Origin of the sequence: Gordonia amarae NBRC 15530 (assembly GCF_000241345.1) — a bacterium.
Classification (GTDB): domain Bacteria; phylum Actinomycetota; class Actinomycetes; order Mycobacteriales; family Mycobacteriaceae; genus Gordonia; species Gordonia amarae.
This window is the reverse complement of record NZ_BAED01000062.1, coordinates 52,678-68,169: the sequence shown is the minus strand read 5'-3', so window position 1 is coordinate 68,169 and position 15,492 is coordinate 52,678. Positions and strand designations below refer to the sequence as shown.

At 68.1% G+C, this 15,492-nt stretch carries 13 protein-coding genes; 7 read left to right on the top strand and 6 right to left on the bottom strand.

The features are described from left to right. The first annotated feature begins 215 nt into the window (after positions 1-215). Positions 216-1,322: a dual-specificity RNA methyltransferase RlmN gene (rlmN, locus tag GOAMR_RS18525; RefSeq protein ID WP_005191483.1), complete on the top strand. Its 1,107-nt coding sequence runs from the start codon at positions 216-218 to the stop codon at positions 1,320-1,322. A 107-nt stretch (positions 1,323-1,429) separates the two neighbouring features. Here the strand turns inward: rlmN and GOAMR_RS18520 are convergent, their stop codons facing one another. Beyond that, positions 1,430-1,705, bottom strand: coding sequence for a DUF2631 domain-containing protein (locus tag GOAMR_RS18520; protein ID WP_005191482.1), 276 nt, complete (start codon positions 1,703-1,705; stop codon positions 1,430-1,432). A 120-nt stretch (positions 1,706-1,825) separates the two neighbouring features. Here GOAMR_RS18520 and puuE point away from each other — a divergent pair, with 120 nt between their 5' ends. Genes puuE through GOAMR_RS18495 form a run of 5 tightly spaced genes read left to right on the top strand, consistent with a single transcriptional unit; the run spans position 1,826 to position 7,358 of the window. Then, complete coding sequence (puuE, locus tag GOAMR_RS18515; RefSeq protein WP_005191481.1) at positions 1,826-2,779, top strand: allantoinase PuuE; 954 nt, start codon at positions 1,826-1,828, stop codon at positions 2,777-2,779. 46 nt (positions 2,780-2,825) lie between these two features. Continuing rightward, positions 2,826-3,995, top strand: a complete 1,170-nt coding sequence (dxr, locus tag GOAMR_RS18510) for a 1-deoxy-D-xylulose-5-phosphate reductoisomerase (RefSeq protein ID WP_005191480.1) — start codon at positions 2,826-2,828, stop codon at positions 3,993-3,995. A 3-nt stretch (positions 3,996-3,998) separates the two neighbouring features. Beyond that, positions 3,999-5,228, top strand: coding sequence for a M50 family metallopeptidase (locus GOAMR_RS18505; protein WP_005191479.1), 1,230 nt, complete (start codon positions 3,999-4,001; stop codon positions 5,226-5,228). Between the two features lie 57 nt (positions 5,229-5,285). Then, on the top strand, positions 5,286-6,488 hold the full coding sequence (gene ispG / locus GOAMR_RS18500) for a flavodoxin-dependent (E)-4-hydroxy-3-methylbut-2-enyl-diphosphate synthase (RefSeq protein ID WP_005191478.1): 1,203 nt from the start codon (positions 5,286-5,288) through the stop codon (positions 6,486-6,488). 33 nt (positions 6,489-6,521) lie between these two features. Beyond that, positions 6,522-7,358 carry a GNAT family N-acetyltransferase gene (locus tag GOAMR_RS18495; RefSeq protein ID WP_005191477.1) on the top strand — a complete coding sequence of 279 codons (837 nt, stop codon included), beginning with the start codon at positions 6,522-6,524 and terminating at the stop codon, positions 7,356-7,358. Positions 7,359-7,371: 13 nt separating this feature from the next. On the opposite strand, the gene GOAMR_RS18490 is transcribed toward GOAMR_RS18495, so the two are convergent. Both GOAMR_RS18490 and GOAMR_RS18485 read right to left on the bottom strand, forming a co-directional pair. Continuing rightward, a complete protein-coding gene (locus GOAMR_RS18490) occupies positions 7,372-8,760 on the bottom strand; it encodes a metallopeptidase TldD-related protein (RefSeq protein WP_005191476.1) in 1,389 nt (462 codons plus the stop codon). Next, a complete protein-coding gene (locus GOAMR_RS18485; RefSeq protein WP_005191475.1) occupies positions 8,757-10,277 on the bottom strand; it encodes a TldD/PmbA family protein in 1,521 nt (506 codons plus the stop codon). Before GOAMR_RS18485 ends, GOAMR_RS18490 begins: the two co-directional genes overlap by 4 nt. Before the next feature lie 95 nt (positions 10,278-10,372). Here GOAMR_RS18485 and GOAMR_RS18480 point away from each other — a divergent pair, with 95 nt between their 5' ends. Beyond that, complete coding sequence (locus GOAMR_RS18480) at positions 10,373-12,181, top strand: penicillin-binding transpeptidase domain-containing protein (RefSeq protein ID WP_005191474.1); 1,809 nt, start codon at positions 10,373-10,375, stop codon at positions 12,179-12,181. Between the two features lie 64 nt (positions 12,182-12,245). Here GOAMR_RS18480 and paaI read toward each other — a convergent pair whose 3' ends face one another. From paaI to GOAMR_RS18465, 3 genes are all read right to left on the bottom strand, one after another. Further along, positions 12,246-12,665, bottom strand: a complete 420-nt coding sequence (gene paaI, locus GOAMR_RS18475; RefSeq protein ID WP_005191473.1) for a hydroxyphenylacetyl-CoA thioesterase PaaI — start codon at positions 12,663-12,665, stop codon at positions 12,246-12,248. Next, entirely contained in the window at positions 12,662-14,704 is a 2,043-nt protein-coding gene (gene paaZ, locus GOAMR_RS18470) for a phenylacetic acid degradation bifunctional protein PaaZ (protein ID WP_005191472.1), read from the bottom strand. The genes paaI and paaZ overlap by 4 nt, the downstream gene beginning before the upstream one ends. Positions 14,705-14,781: 77 nt before the next feature. Further along, positions 14,782-15,393: a TetR/AcrR family transcriptional regulator gene (locus GOAMR_RS18465; protein WP_005191471.1), complete on the bottom strand. Its 612-nt coding sequence runs from the start codon at positions 15,391-15,393 to the stop codon at positions 14,782-14,784. Positions 15,394-15,492 lie beyond the last annotated feature (99 nt).

Genomic DNA, 15,492 nt, shown 5'->3' with positions numbered 1-15,492 from the left:
CCCCGGCGGGCGGCGTCCTCGACCGGCGGGGCGGGGACACCGGGATCGGGTGCCGGGGTGCCGGGTTGGTCCTCGGTCGGCAGGTAGCCCGTCCCTGAATTGCCCGGTTGGGGGATGTCCGGCAAATCGAATTGGTCCTGAGGGACCGGTCGTCGGCCTTCGTGCTGGGGCTCTGGAGTGGTCATTCGGCCATGATGGCATGAGACAATCGGGAAATGTCTTCTTTGCCGCTCGTGTTCGACGCGCCCAGGCGTGGGTTGCCGCCGAAGCATTTCGCCGACCTCGAGCCCGATCAGCGGATCGCGGCGGCGGCGGAGCTGGGCCTGCCCAAGTTCCGGGTCAACCAGTTGGCGCGCCAGTACTACGGCCGGCTCAACGGCGACGTGGCGGAGATGACCGATGTACCGGCTTCCGCGCGACAGGCGGTGGCCGAGTCGTTGTTCCCGACGCTGTTGACGCCGGTACGGCAGATCAGCTGCGACGACGGCAGCACCCGCAAGACGCTGTGGCGGCTGCACGACGGCACCCTGCTCGAAAGCGTGCTGATGCGCTACCCGGACCGCAACACCCTGTGCATCTCCAGCCAGGCCGGGTGCGGTATGGCGTGTCCGTTCTGCGCCACCGGGCAGGGGGGTCTGGACCGCAATCTGTCGACCGCGGAGATCGTCGATCAGGTCCGGGCGGCGGCCCGGACACTGCGGGACGGCGAGTTCGGCGAGCCGGGCCGGCTGTCGAACGTGGTGTTCATGGGTATGGGTGAGCCGCTGGCCAACTACAAGCGGGTCGTGAGCGCGGTCCGCCAGATCACCTCACCGGCGCCGGAGGGACTCGGCATCTCCGCCCGGTCGGTGACGGTGTCGACGGTGGGTCTGGCACCGGCCATCCGGAAGCTGGCCGACGAGGGTATTCCGGTGACGTTGGCTGTGTCATTGCACACCCCGGATGACGAGCTGCGCGACACCCTGGTTCCGGTGAACAATCGCTGGTCGGTCGCGGAGGTGCTGGAAGCCGCACGTTACTACGCGGATTCGAGCGGTCGCCGGGTGTCGATCGAATATGCCCTGATCCGCGACATCAATGATCAGCCGTGGCGTGCGGACATGCTGGGCAAGAAGCTGCACAAGGCCCTGGGCGCGAAGGTCCACGTCAACCTGATCCCGCTCAACCCGACCCCTGGTTCCAAGTGGGATGCCAGCCCGAAACCGGCCGAACGCGAGTTCGTGCGCCGCGTCCAGGAACAGGGCGTGTCCTGCACCGTCCGCGACACCCGAGGCCAGGAGATCGCCGCCGCCTGCGGCCAGCTGGCCGCCGAAGAGCGATAAACAAAAGTGCCCACCGATAAGGTGGGCACTTTTAGGTTCATCGGAGACACGTCACACGATCTGGCCCGCAGGACCCGCGATCCGCGAGCCTGCGAGCGGGCGCAATGTCACGGCAGCCACTTGGGGTCGCGGTTGAAGAACTGGCCGCGGATGAGGAAGACGGCGATGCAGGCGGCGATGCCGATGGACCAGAGGACCTCGACCTGGCCCTTGTGGTTGCCGACGAAACCCATGAACAGCAGGAACAGGACCGAGAACCAGCCGGCGATGAAGTAGGTCCGCTTGGGGCGGGCGTGCCAGCCGAATCGGGCGGAGGGGGCGTCGACGGGTTCGCGCGTCCAACCGGTGTCGACGTGTTCGTGTTCAACCTCGGTGCTTGCCACAACTGCTCCTTACCGACGACGTGGGGTAGTAGTTCTCGATCAGCATAGCGGTACTCGTCGTGGCCCGGTGCGCGACCTTCTCGTCGCGCCGCGCAGCCGTGTTGGTGACAGAATGCGGCCATGTATCAGACCACCAGATCGTTGGCCGATTATCGCAGTGAGAAGTATCCGCGCGACATGGTGGGGTACGGGCAGACGCCGCCGGATCCGCGGTGGCCCGGTGGTGCGAAGGTCGCGGTGCAGTTCGTCCTCAACTATGAGGAGGGGGCGGAGAACAATGTGCTCGAGAATGACCGCGGCAGTGAGACGTTCCTGTCGGAGATGATCGGTGCGCAGTCGTTCCCGAATCGGCATATGAGCATGGAGTCGTTGTACGAGTACGGTTCGCGGGCGGGTGTGTGGCGGATTCTGCGGACGTTCGAGCGACGGGGTCTGCCGTTGACGATCTTCGCGGTGGCGCAGGCGATGGCCCGCAATCCGGAGGTGGCTGCGGCGTTCGTGGAGAAGGGCCATGAGATCGCCTGTCATGGGTATCGCTGGCTGAGTTATCAGCTGGTCGATCAGGAGATCGAGCGTGAGCACATGGTGGCGGCGCTGGAGTTGCTGACGGAGATCACGGGGGAGCGTCCGCGCGGCTGGTACACGGGGCGTGATTCTCCGCATACGCGGCGGCTGGTGGTGGAGCAGGGCGGGTTCGCCTATGACTCGGACAGTTATGCCGATGATCTGCCGTATTGGGTGAAGGTGCCCACCGGCGCTGCGCTGGTCGATCACCTGGTGGTGCCGTACACGCTGGACACCAATGACATGCGGTTCGCCTCACCGGGCGGTTTCCCGTCGGGTGACCAGTTTTTCGCGCATCTGCGGGACGCGTTCGACGTCCTCTACGCCGAGGGGCAGGAGGGTGCGCCGAAGATGTTGTCGGTGGGGCTGCATTGCCGTCTGGTGGGCCGGCCGGCGCGGCTGGCGAGTCTGGAGCGGTTCCTCGATCACGTGCAGTCGCATGACGATGTGTGGATCACGCGGCGTATCGACATCGCCGATCATTGGCGGGCGGAGCATCCGGCCGGTTAGGTCCGGGCTGGGGTGGTTCTTAGCTGGGGTGGTTCACAATGGTCGGGTGACCACACGTGTTCTCATCCTCGGTTCGACGGGCTCGATCGGTGTTCAGGCGCTGGAGGTGATCGCCGCGAACCCGGACCGGTTCGAGGTGGTCGGCCTCGGTGCGGGCGGTGGGAATCTTGATCTGCTGGGCAGGCAGGTGGTGGATCTGGGGTTGTCGCCGGGCCGGGTGGCGGTGGCCGGTGAGGAGGCCGGCCGCGAGCTCGCCGCCGCGATCGGCGCTGGTGTGCATGTGGGCGCCGATGCGATGGTGGATCTGATCGAGGCCGCCGGTGCCGATGTGGTGCTCAACGGGATCGTCGGGTCGATCGGCCTGGCGCCGAGCCTGGCGGCGTTGAGTTCGGGGGCGCGGCTGGCGCTGGCCAACAAGGAGTCGCTGGTGGCCGGTGGTGCGCTGGTGCTCGACGCGGCCGCGCCGGGGCAGATCGTGCCGGTCGATTCGGAGCATTCGGCGATCGCCCAGTGTCTGCGCGGCGGTAGCGCCGGGGAGGTGGACCGGTTGGTGCTGACCGCCTCGGGTGGCCCGTTCCGCGGCTGGTCGCGGGCGGCGCTGGAGGATGTCACACCCGAGCAGGCCGGTCAGCATCCGACGTGGTCGATGGGGCCGATGATCACGCTGAACTCGGCGACGCTGGTGAACAAGGCGCTAGAGGTGATCGAGGCGCATCTGCTGTTCGGCGTCGACTACGACCGGATCGATGTCACGGTGCACCCGCAGTCGATCGTGCACTCGATGGTGACCTTCGTCGACGGTGCGACGATCGCCAAGGCCTCGCCGCCGTCGATGAAGCTGCCGATCGCGCTGGCCCTGGGCTGGCCGGACCGGGTACCGGGGGCGTCGGCGGCGTGTGATTTCTCCACCGCGTCGCAGTGGACGTTCGAACCGGTCGACGACGAGGTGTTCCCGGCGATCGAGGTGGCCCGCCGTGCCGGCAAGGCGGGAGGCAGCCTGACGGCGGTGTTCAACGCCGCCAACGAGGTGGCCGCGCAGGGCTTCCTCGACGGTGTACTGAGGTTCCCGCAGATCGTGGAGACGGTGGCCCGCGTGATCGACGACGCAGATCAGTGGCGCACCACGCCCGGTAGTGTGGACGAGGTATTCGCCGCTGATCGGTGGGCCCGTGATCGTGCCGCACAGCTGGTCGCGGCCCACGAAACTGGAGTCTGATCCGTGATGTTCGCGCTCGGCGTGGTGCTTTTCGCCCTCGCCCTGGTGCTGTCGGTGGCCTGGCATGAGTGTGGTCACATGTGGGCCGCGCAGGCCACCGGGATGAAGGTCCGGCGGTACTTCGTCGGTTTCGGTCCCACGCTGTGGTCGGTGCGGCGCGGTGAGACCGAGTACGGCGTGAAGGCGCTGCCGTTCGGCGGTTTCTGCGATATCGCCGGCATGACCCCGTACGACGAGCTCGCCGAGGACGAACGCGACCGCGCGATGTTCCGCCAGAAGCCGTGGAAGCGGCTGGTGGTGCTGCTCGCGGGCCCGGCGCAGAACTTCGTACTCGGCTTCGTTCTCATCTATTTCGTCGCGATCTTCGCCGGTCTGCCCAATCTGCGCGACGACGCAGACCACGCCCCGGTGCATGTGGAGAAGGTGAGTTGTGTCGCGTCGGCCACGGATGCGTCGGGCGAGTTGTTGCCGTGCTCGGGGGTTGCCCCGGCCGAGGCCGCTGGACTGCGGCCGGGCGACCGGATCGTGGCCATCAACGGCAAGACCGTCGACAACAACAGCGATCTGATCTCGACGACCCAACGCACCACGGGCTCGGCGTCGGTGCAGGTGCTGCGTGGTGAGCAGACGCTGACGCTGCAGATCCCGGTCACCCAGGTCGAACGCAAGATGCGCACCTCCGACGGCACGCTCAAGAGCGTCACGGTCGGCGCGATCGGGGTGACGCTGACCCGCCCGGACCCCATCGCGCCTCTCAAATACAACGTGCTGTCGGCGGTGCCGGGCACGTTCGAGTTCACCGGGCACCTCGCGTCCGCGACGTGGGACGCGATGTTGTCGTTGCCGTCGAAGATCGATGACCTGTGGACGGCGGTCACCGGCGGACCGCGCGGGGAGGACACCCCGGTGAGCGTGTACGGGGCGTCGGCGATGGGCGGCGAGGCCGCCGAGCATGGCGCGTGGAGCGTGTTCTTCATGCTCCTGATCACCATCAACTTCTTCCTCGGGGCGTTCAATTTGGTGCCGCTACTACCATTGGATGGTGGACACATGGCCGTCGTCGGGTACGAGAAGTGCCGGGACACGGTGCGCCGGTGGATGGGCCGTGCCGGTGGTGGCCCGGTCGACTACATGAAACTCATGCCGTTGACCTACGCGGTGGTGATCGTGATGGGAGCGTTCATGGTGCTGACCGTGACAGCCGACATCATCAACCCGATCCGGTTGTGGTGACCACCCAGACCCACCCGGTACCGCATCCACGTAGCAGCCCAGCAAGAAAGTGAACACATGAACGCCCCAGTCGCGCAAGGAGAATCGGGCAGTGGGCCCGTGGCGATCGGTCTCGGCATGCCGCCGGCGCCGCCACCGGTCCTGGCACCCCGCCGCAAGACCCGGCAGATCATGGTCGGCTCGGTCGGCGTCGGCAGCGACCATCAGATCTCGGTGCAGTCGATGTGCACCACCAAGACCCATGACGTGAACTCGACGCTGCAGCAGATCGCGCAGCTCACCGCGTCGGGCTGCGACATGGTGCGGGTGGCGTGCCCGCGTCAGGAGGACGCCGACGCCCTGCCGGAGATCGCGCGTAAGGCCAACATCCCGGTCATCGCCGACATCCATTTCCAGCCCAAGTACATCTTCGCGGCCATCGACGCGGGCTGCGCGGCGGTGCGGGTGAACCCCGGCAACATCAAGGAGTTCGACGGCCGCGTCAAGGAGGTCGCCAAGGCGGCCGGTGCGGCCGGGATCCCGATCCGGATCGGCGTCAACGCCGGTTCACTCGACAAGCGGCTGATGGAGAAGTACGGCAAGGCGACGCCGGAGGCGCTCGTCGAGTCGGCCCTGTGGGAGGCGAGCCTGTTCGAGGAGCACGGTTTCGGTGACATCAAGATCTCGGTCAAGCACAACGACCCGGTGATCATGGTGGAGGCCTACCGTCAGCTCGCCGCCCAGTGCGACTATCCGCTGCACCTCGGGGTCACCGAGGCCGGTCCCGCGTTCCAGGGCACCATCAAGTCGGCGGTCGCCTTCGGCGCCCTGCTGTCGGAGGGTATCGGCGACACCATCCGGGTGTCGTTGTCGGCGCCGCCCGCCGAGGAGATCAAGGTGGGCGACGCGATCCTGCAGTCGCTGAATCTGCGGCCCCGCAAACTGGAGATCGTGTCGTGCCCGTCGTGTGGCCGCGCCCAGGTGGACGTGTACAAACTCGCCAACGAGGTGACCGCCGGCCTGGAGGGCATGGAGGTGCCGTTGCGTGTCGCGGTGATGGGGTGCGTCGTCAACGGCCCAGGTGAGGCCCGCGAGGCCGACCTGGGCGTGGCGTCCGGAAACGGCAAGGGCCAGATCTTCGTCAAGGGCGAGGTCATCAAGACGGTGCCCGAATCGCAGATTGTGGAGACCTTGATCGACGAAGCCCTGCGGATCGCGGAGGAATCCGGGCACACTGGAGAGGGCAGCGAATCCGGCCCGCCGGTGGTCACGGTCATGTGACCGGCCGGCCTGGATCGTCACAGAGGAGTCGCCGTGCTGAACGTGGTGGGACACCGACCGCTCGGCCTTCGTGATGCGGCCGCCGTGGCGGATGTCCTGGCCTCCGACCCGGTGCCGATGTGCATGGTGGCCGCGCGCTGCGAGGTACACGGCCTGAACCCCCGACTCCTGGGCGGATCGCTGTGGACCGCGGACCACCCGTCCACCTCGCTGTGCTTTTCCGGCGCCAACCTCATCCCACTGCTCGGATCGCGCTCGGACATGACCTACTTCGCCGACCGCGCGTTGTCGCGGCCACGGGCGTGTTCCTCGATTGTCGGCCCGGCGGATCTCGTGGCGCCGCTCTGGGAAGACCTGGTACCCGAATGGGGTCCCGCCCGTGAGGTGCGCGCCGATCAGCCCCTGATGGCACTCGACGGTCCTCCGGTGATCGCCCCGGATCCGGCGGTGCGGCTGGTCACCCCCGATGACCTCGACGCCTACCTTCCCGCTGCCATCGACATGTTCATCGGCGAGGTCGGTGTCGACCCGCGGGCCGGCGACGGCGGCGTCTCTTATCGGCGCAGACTGTCGTCGCTGATCGCCGCCAACCGGGTGTTCGCCCGGTTCGAGAACGGCCGGGTCGTGTTCAAGGCCGAGGTCGGGTCGATGTCGAGCAAGGTAGGGCAGATCCAGGGCGTGTGGGTGGATCCGCAGCGCCGCGGCGAGGGCCTCGGAGCGGCGGGCACGGCCGCGGTCGCGCAGGCCATCGCCGCAGGTGGCCGCACGGCCAGCCTGTATGTGAACTGTTTCAACACCCCGGCGCGGGCGGCGTACCGGCGTATCGGGTTCGTCGAGGTCGGCACGTTCGCCACGGTCCTGATCGACTGACAGTTCGGTCCGGCTACTGCGCCTGACTCACCGACGACATGTTGAAGTCGGGGACACGCAGTGCGGGCATCTGCGCCCGGGTGGCCCAGTCCGCCCATTCGCGGGGCAGCGTGGTCTCGCTGATGCCGGCCTGCGTGGTGCGGCGCAGCAGGTCCAGCGGCGATTCGTTGAACCGGAAGTTGTTGACCGCCCCGGTGACCGTGCCGTCCTCGATCAGGTACACACCGTCGCGGGTCAGGCCGGTCAGCAGCAGGGTGGTGGGATCGACCTCGCGGATGTACCAGAGAGTGGTCAGCAGCAGGCCGCGTTCGGTGCCCGCGATCATCTCCTCCAGGGTGGTGTCACCGCCGGTCATCAGCAGGTTCGACGCACCGGAGGCGGATGCGGCACCGAACTCCGCGGCCGCGGCCCGGGAATAGGCGAGGGTGTCGACGACACCGTCCCGGATCCAGTCGACGGGCCCGATGTCGAGGCCGTTGTCGAAGACCGACATCATCTCCGACGACGCTCCGGTGAACACGAACGGCGCGCATTCCAGACCGGCGGCGGCCGGATCGGAGCTCAGCGTGAGACCCAGGTCGGTGAGCTTTTCACCCACCCGGGTGCCGCCGCCCGGCGCTGACATCGCGGTACGGCCCTCCTGCGCGCCCCGTCCGGCCAACTCCCAGCTCAGCGACAGCATCAGGTCGGCGACCGCCGACGGCGGCAGCAGCGTCTCGTACCGGCCGGCGGGCAGTTCGACGGTGCGGTCCGCCCAGCTCAGGCGCGTCGACAGGTCGTCGAGCATCGCGCCGACGGGTACGTCGTCGAACCACGGCGTGCTGACACCCGACCAGGCGCTGGCGTCGCCGCGTTTGGCGTTGATCTGCACCGACCCGGTGGGCTGGGTGAACCGGCGCCGCACCCCGGTGGAGGTGGCCAGCCAGATCGTGTCGACGATGTGGTGCGCGAACCCGTACAGCAGATCGGTGCCGCCGAAACCCCGGCTCAGCGCACCCGCGATGCCGCCGAACACGTGCGCGCCGGTCTGGGTGGGCGCCTCGTCCCAGTCCGCCGGCGCTCCGCTGCCGGTGAGCAGCGCGAACGCGTCGTCGGCCGGTGGTGCCGACCCGGCCGCGGTCTGCGACGCGCGCACCACCTCGGGGATCGCCGCCGGGTCGATGTCGGTGGTGGTGACGGTGCCGACACGAGCGGCCTCCGCACCAGCGGGCCCGGGGCGCCGCACGATCGAGACGACGGTGGTGCTCCGCTGCATCGATTCGCCGTTGGTGGTCATCGAATTGCCCGCCCAGCGCAGCGATGCCTCGGCCTTGTCGATGACTATCACGATCGTTTCGTCCGCACCGCCCAGACGCCGCGCATGCGCCAGGGCCGCGTCGACGACCTCGGTTGCCCCGATCATCGGTGACCTCCCTCTGCCGCGGTGTTGAGCACGTTGATCCCGCGGAACAGCGCAGACGGACAACCGTGGCTGACCGCGGCCACCTGCCCGGGCTGGGCCTTGCCGCAATTGAACGCACCGCCGAGCCGCCAGGTCGACGGCCCGCCGACCGCTTCCATCGCGTTCCAGAAGTCGGTGGTGGTGGCCTGGTAGGCGACGTCGCGGAGCTGGCCGTCGAGCCTGCCATTGCGGATACGGAAGAAGCGCTGGCCGGTGAACTGAAAGTTGTACCGCTGCATATCGATCGACCACGACTTGTCGCCAACGATGTAGATGCCGTCCTCGACGCGGGCGATGAGGTCGTCGGTGCTGGTGTCCTCGTCGGCGGGGGCCAGGCTCACGTTGGCCATCCGCTGGATCGGGACGTGGTGGGGTGAGTCGGCGTACGAACACCCGTTGGACCGGGCCAGGCCGAGCCGTGGCGCGAAGACCCGGTCGAGCTGATAGCCGACGAACAGCCCGTCGCGCACCAGATCCCAATGCTGGGCGGCCACGCCTTCGTCGTCGTATCCGACTGTGGCCAAACCGTATTCGACGGTGCGGTCGGCAGTGACCGTCATCGCCGGCGACCCGTAGCGCATGGTGCCGAGCTTGTCCGGGGTGGCGAACGAGGTGCCGGCGTAGGCGGCCTCGTAGCCGATGGCGCGGTCGTATTCGGTTGCGTGCCCGATGGATTCGTGAATGGTCAGCCACAGGTTGGTGGGGTCGATCACCAGATCCGTCGGACCGGCGACCACACTCGGTGCCTTGACCTTCTCGGCCAGCAGTTCCGGCATGGTCGCCAGCTCGGTGGTCCAGTCCCACACCGCGTCGTCGGTGAGGGTTTCCCAGCCGCGCGCGGTGGGGGGTGCCAGGGTCGTCATCGTCTCGAAGGTGCCGCCGGCGGAGTCGACGGCGGTGGCGTCGATGTGCGGCTCCACCCGGACCCGCTGCTGGGTGATCGCACTGCCGAAGGTGTCGGCGTAGAAGGTCTGTTCCTTCACACAGATCACCGCCGCGGTGGCATGGTCGACACCGTCGGCGGCCAACAGCCGCCCCGAGTACTCGCCGAGTAGCGCGACCTTGTCGGCGGTGGACACCTCGAACGGGTCTGTGCGGTACGTCGACACCCACGTCGCGTCCTGGTAGACGGGTTCGTCGGCCAGCTCGATGCGCTCGGCGTTCAGCGACCCGAGGGTGGTGGCCACCCGGACAGCGCGCAGGGCGGTCGCGGCGGCGGACTCGGCGGTGAGTTCGGGATGGGAGGCGAACCCCCAGGTACCGTCGACGAGCACGCGCACGGCGAAACCCACCTCGCCCGAGGTGACGGCGGCCTCGAGCTTCCCGTCGCGCAGGTGCACGGTCTCGTTGCTGAGCCGGTGCAGCCGCAGGTCCGCGTAGGAGGCGCCCGCGCCGATAGCCGCCGACAGCGCGGCATCGGCGAGCTCGTGGCGCGGCAGTGCGAGGAAATCGGGGTCGACATCGCGTGTGGCGGTCACCACCTGGACTCTAGTGGCGTGAGGAACATGTTTGGGGACGACCGGCCCGGTGTGCCTGCGCTGTGTCGAGCGCCGGACCCCTACAATCTGCGGTAATGGTGCGGCGGAAACTCTTCGGTGCGGTGATAGCCGCGGTGATCCTGCTTGTGGTGACGAGCGTGGTCGGATGTTCGGGCACCGACGACGGTCCGAGGCAGGCTCTCGACCGCTACCTGGAGGCCTTCGACGCCCGCGACGTCGGCAAGGCGTCGGCACTCACCGACAATCCCGCCCTGGCCCGCGCCGGTATCGAGCAGGTGTGGCAGGGTCTGGCCGCGGAGAAGGTGTCGACGTCGAGTGGGCACGCCCGTACCACCGCCGACAACGCCGACATCGACGTCACCTACACCTGGAAGCTCGCAGGCGGCCAGACCTGGCAATATCCGGCGACGGTCAAGGTCGCCAAGTCGACGCAGGGCTGGACCGTGCGCTGGGCCTCGACCAATCTGCACCCGGACCTGGGCCGCAATCAGCGGTTGCTGCTGGAGACGACGTCGGCGCCGCGGGCCACGGTCAACGAGTCGGACGGTTCGGAGGTGATGGTCGACGGCACCCTCATCGGGGTCAACTTCGACGCCAAAGCCGCCGCGCAGAGCGGCAACGTCGTCGACTCGGTGACATCCCTGGTCGCCGCGCTGCGGCCGTACGCGCCGGGCCTGTCGGTGCAGACCATCACCGAGAAGTCGACCGCCGCCGACGGTGCGTACCCGATCGCGCGGATCACCGAGGAGCAGTTCAACCGGATCCGCGATCAGCTCGCCATCCCCGGCGTGGTCACCAACGAACAGTCCGAACTCGTCGCCAAGGACCGGTCATTCGCCCCGGCGTTGCTGTCGGAGGTGCGCAAACTCGTCAGCGCCGAGGTCGAGGGCAAGCCCGGGTGGCGGGTGGTCACCACCAACGCCAACGGCATGCAGACCGGTGTTCTCGCCGATCACGCACCGCAACCGGCGCCGGCGGTGTCGTTGACGCTGTCGCGGTCCAAGCAGAACTCCGCCCAGCGTGCGGTGAACGCCAGCGGCCGGTTCCCGATCGCGATGGTGGTGCTGCAGGCCTCCACAGGCCGGATCCTGGCGATCGCCCAGAATCCGCTCGCCGACAGGCAGGGGTCGATCGCCACCACGGGCTTGTTCCCGCCCGGATCGACGTTCAAGATCATCACCGCAACCACCGCCATCCGTATGAACATGGCACACCCGGACACACTCGTGCCGTGTCCTGGGGAGATCGAGATCGGCCCGCGCACCGTTCCCAACTACAACAGATTCGCGTTGGGCACGGTGTCGATGCTGCAGGCCTTCGCCGCATCCTGTAACACCAGTTTCGCCAAACTCGCCAGTCAGATGGGGCCGTCGGATCTGCCGGAGACCGCGGCGTCGCTCGGCATCGGACCGGACTACAAGATCGCCGGTCTCGACTCGGTGTCCGGGTCGGTGCCGATCGCCTCGGACCTGGTCGAGCGCACCGAGGACGGTTTCGGCCAGGGCAAGGTCCTGGTCAGCCCGCTCGGTCTGGCGCTGGCCACCGCGACGGTCGCCCGCGGCGGTAAGGCGCCGGTGCCGCAGCTGATCCGCGGCAAACCGACGGTCGTCACCGGCGGCGGCAAAGCCGCCATCGCCCCGGAGGTGATCACACAACTGCGGTCGATGATGCGCGCAGTGGTCACCGGTGGCACCGCCGACCTGATCAATGGCATGGGCGAGGTATACGGCAAGACCGGTGAGGCCGAGTTTGCGGGCGGTTCGCACGCCTGGTTCGCCGGCTATCGCGGCGACATCGCCTTCGCCACCCTCGTCGTAGGCGGCGGCGACTCCAACAACGCGGTCGCGGTAACCCGCGACTTCTTCGCCGGTCTGCCCCGCTGAATCGGTTCCCGCGTAATGGATTCCTTCGACGCCAAACGGATCCGTTCAGCGTCGAAGGAGATGGTTACGCGGGAGCGGGGATGGTGCGGCTGTCGCCGCGGAACTCGGCGACCACCTTGTCGCCGACGGTGACAGTGACGTCGTAGATGCCGTTGCGGCCGAAGCGGGCCTGCTCCCGGGCGGTGGCCACCAGCAGGTCGCCCTCGCGGGTGGGACGCAGGAACCGGATGTCGGCGCGTGCGGCGACGGCGGAGTCGTCGTGGCTGTTGCAGGCCAGCGCGAACGTGGTGTCGGCGACGATGAACACGTAACCGCCGTGGGTGATCCCGTGCCCGTTGACCATCTGCGAGGTCACCCGCATCGATGTGCGGGCGAACCCGGGACCGAGCTCGAGGAGCTCGATGCCGAGTGCGCGCGAGGCCTCGTCCTCGGCGAACATCGTGCGGGCGATCGGGTGATCGCCCGCGACCCCGGGTCCGGTCATGCCGACGCCGCCGGCTTGGCCACCAGGGTGAGCACGTCGTACGCGGCGACGGGCTCGTCGTTCTGGTTGGTCACCACCGCATCCCAGCGCACCTCACCGTAGTCTGCGCTCTGCCGGGGCGTGATCTGCTTGGCGGTCAGCGTGACGGTGAGGGAGTCCTCGGCCTTCACCGGGGTCAGGAAGCGCAGATTGTCGACGCCGAAGTTGGCCAGCACGGGCCCCGGCGCCGGGTCGACGAACAGGCCCGCCGCCAGGGACACCACGAGATAGCCGTGGGCGACGATCCCACCGAACAGCGGATTGGCCGCCGCCGCTTCGGGATCGGTGTGCGCGTAGAACGTGTCGCCGGTGAACTCGGCGAAGTGGTCGATGTCGGCGCGGGTCACCTGCCGCGGCCCGCCGACGATGGTGTCACCGATCCGCAACTCGCCCAGGTCTTTCCGGAACGGGTGCGTCTCACCCTGCACCCGGCGCGCGCCGGTCACCCAGCGGCGTCCGGTGGCTGTCAGGACATCGGGGGTGCCCTGGACGGCGGTGCGCTGCATGTGGTGCAGCACGCCGCGGATACCGCCGAGTTCCTCGCCGCCGCCGGCGCGACCGGGGCCGCCGTGCACCAGCACCGGCAGCGGGGAGCCGTGGCCGGTGGATTCGCGGGCATCCTCGGAGTTGAGCACCAGCACCCGGCCGTGGAACGGGGCCAGGCCGCGCACGATCTCACCCGCGAGCTCGGCATCCTTGGTGACCAGGGAGGCGACCAGGCTGCCCTTGCCGCGGGCGGCCAGGGCCACCGCGTCGGCGGCGTCGGAGTAGCCGATGATCGTCGACACCGGCCCGAAGGCCTCGATGTCGTGCGGTTCGGGGGCCGTCTTGTCCGCGGCGTGCAGCAGGATGGGGGACAAGAACGCACCCGAGACGGCGTCGGCGCCGACCACCTCGACCGAGTCCGGGTCACCGAACACGATGGTCGCCGACTTGGTGAGTGCGCGAATCGATTTCAGCACCTCGTCGCGCTGATCGATGCCGGCCAGGGCGCCCATCCGCACGGACTCGTCGGCCGGGTTGCCCACGGTGATCGCGGCCAGCCGCTCCGATGCCGCCCGGATGACGTCGTCGACGAGGTTCTCCGGGACCAGCGCTCGCCGGATGGCGGTGCACTTCTGGCCCGCCTTCACCGTCATCTCGGTGACCAATTGCTTGACGTACAAGTCGAATTCGGGATCGGAGGTGCTCACATCGGGGCCCAGGATCGAGCAGTTGAGCGAGTCGGCCTCGGCGGTGAATCGCAGCCCGCTCGACACCACGGTGGGGTGGGCGCGCAGGGTGGCCGCGGTGTCGGCGGACCCGGTGAAGGCCACCGAATCCTGGCCGTCGAGATGATCGAGCAGGTCGCGGGCGCTGCCGCACAGCAGCTGCACCGAACCCTCGGGCAGGATGCCGCTTTCGATGATGCGCCGGAAGACGAGTTCGGTGAGATATGCGGTCTGGCTGGCGGGCTTGATGATCGAGGGCACACCGGCGATGAACGCGGGTGCCAGTTTCTCCAGGAAACCCCACACCGGGAAGTTGAAGGCGTTGATCTGCACGGCAACTCCCCGCCGCGAGGTGTAGATGTGCTGCCCGAGGAAGGTGCCCTTCTTGCCGAGCTGTTCGATGTCGCCGTCGAGACAGATGGTGTCGTTGGGCAGCTCGCGGCGGGCCTTGCTCGAATAGCTCAGGACGGTGCCGAAGCCGCCGTCGATGTCGACGGCCGAATCACGGTCGGTGGCCCCGGTGTGCCGGGACAGCTCGTAGAACTCGGCCTTGCCCGCCATCAGTGTCATGCCCAGTTGCTTGAGCAGCGCGGCCCGCTCGTGGAAGGTCAGTGCGGCCAGGGCGGGTCCGCCGACCCGGCGCGCGTAGTCGACCATCGCCGCCAGATCGACTCCCGACGAGGAGATCCGGGCCACCTCGTGACCGTCCACCGCGCTGAGCAACGGCGTGCCCTCATCGCCGGGCGACACCCAGCGGCCTTCGACGTAACTTTGCAACAGATTGCTCACGGGAACTCCCTCTACCGTCCATTCGGTCGGTAATTACGATCGCCGGAAGCGGCGTGATTTGTCAAGGGCCGACCGAGCTAGGAGCGGCGCAGGCCGTGGAAGGTCATCGCGATCAGGGTGTCGGCGACGGCGTCGGGAGTGGCGCCCGTGCGCGGCCGGTACCACTCGATCAGAGAGTTGACGGTGCCGAAGAGGAGTCTGGCGACCAGCGCCGGATCGACCTCCGGATCGAGGTCTCCCTCCTCGGCGGCGGCGGTGACCAGATCCGAGACGAAGGTGTCGAACTCGCGCCTGCGCGCCAGTGCGCGCCGCTCGACGGCGGTGTTGCCGCGTACCCGCAGCAGCAGTGTCACGTACGGAAGTTCGGCGACCAGGATCTCCACACTGCGTCTGACCAGGTGTTCCAGGCGATCAATGTGGGGGCCCTCGGTGGTCTGGGACTCGGTGGTGGCGGCGAAGAGGGCGTTGAGCGCGCGGTTGAGCGCCAGTTCGAGCAGCTCCTGCTTGCCGGACACGTGGTGATAGATCGACGACTTGCTCAGCCCGAGACGGTCGGCGAGCACGTCCATGCTGGTGCCGTCGTAACCCTTCTCGTTGAACACCTTGACCGCCACGGCCAGCAGCGAGTCGAGGTCGTATCCGGGCCGTCCGGGGCGGCCGGTGCGTCGGGTCACGGGAGGCGTGCTCATGGGTTCATCCTCGCATCCCGGTGGCGATCGGCTAGGGGCAGACGACTCAACCTCTTGATACAGACCGAATGGTCGGTTATTGTCGTACAAACGAAAGTG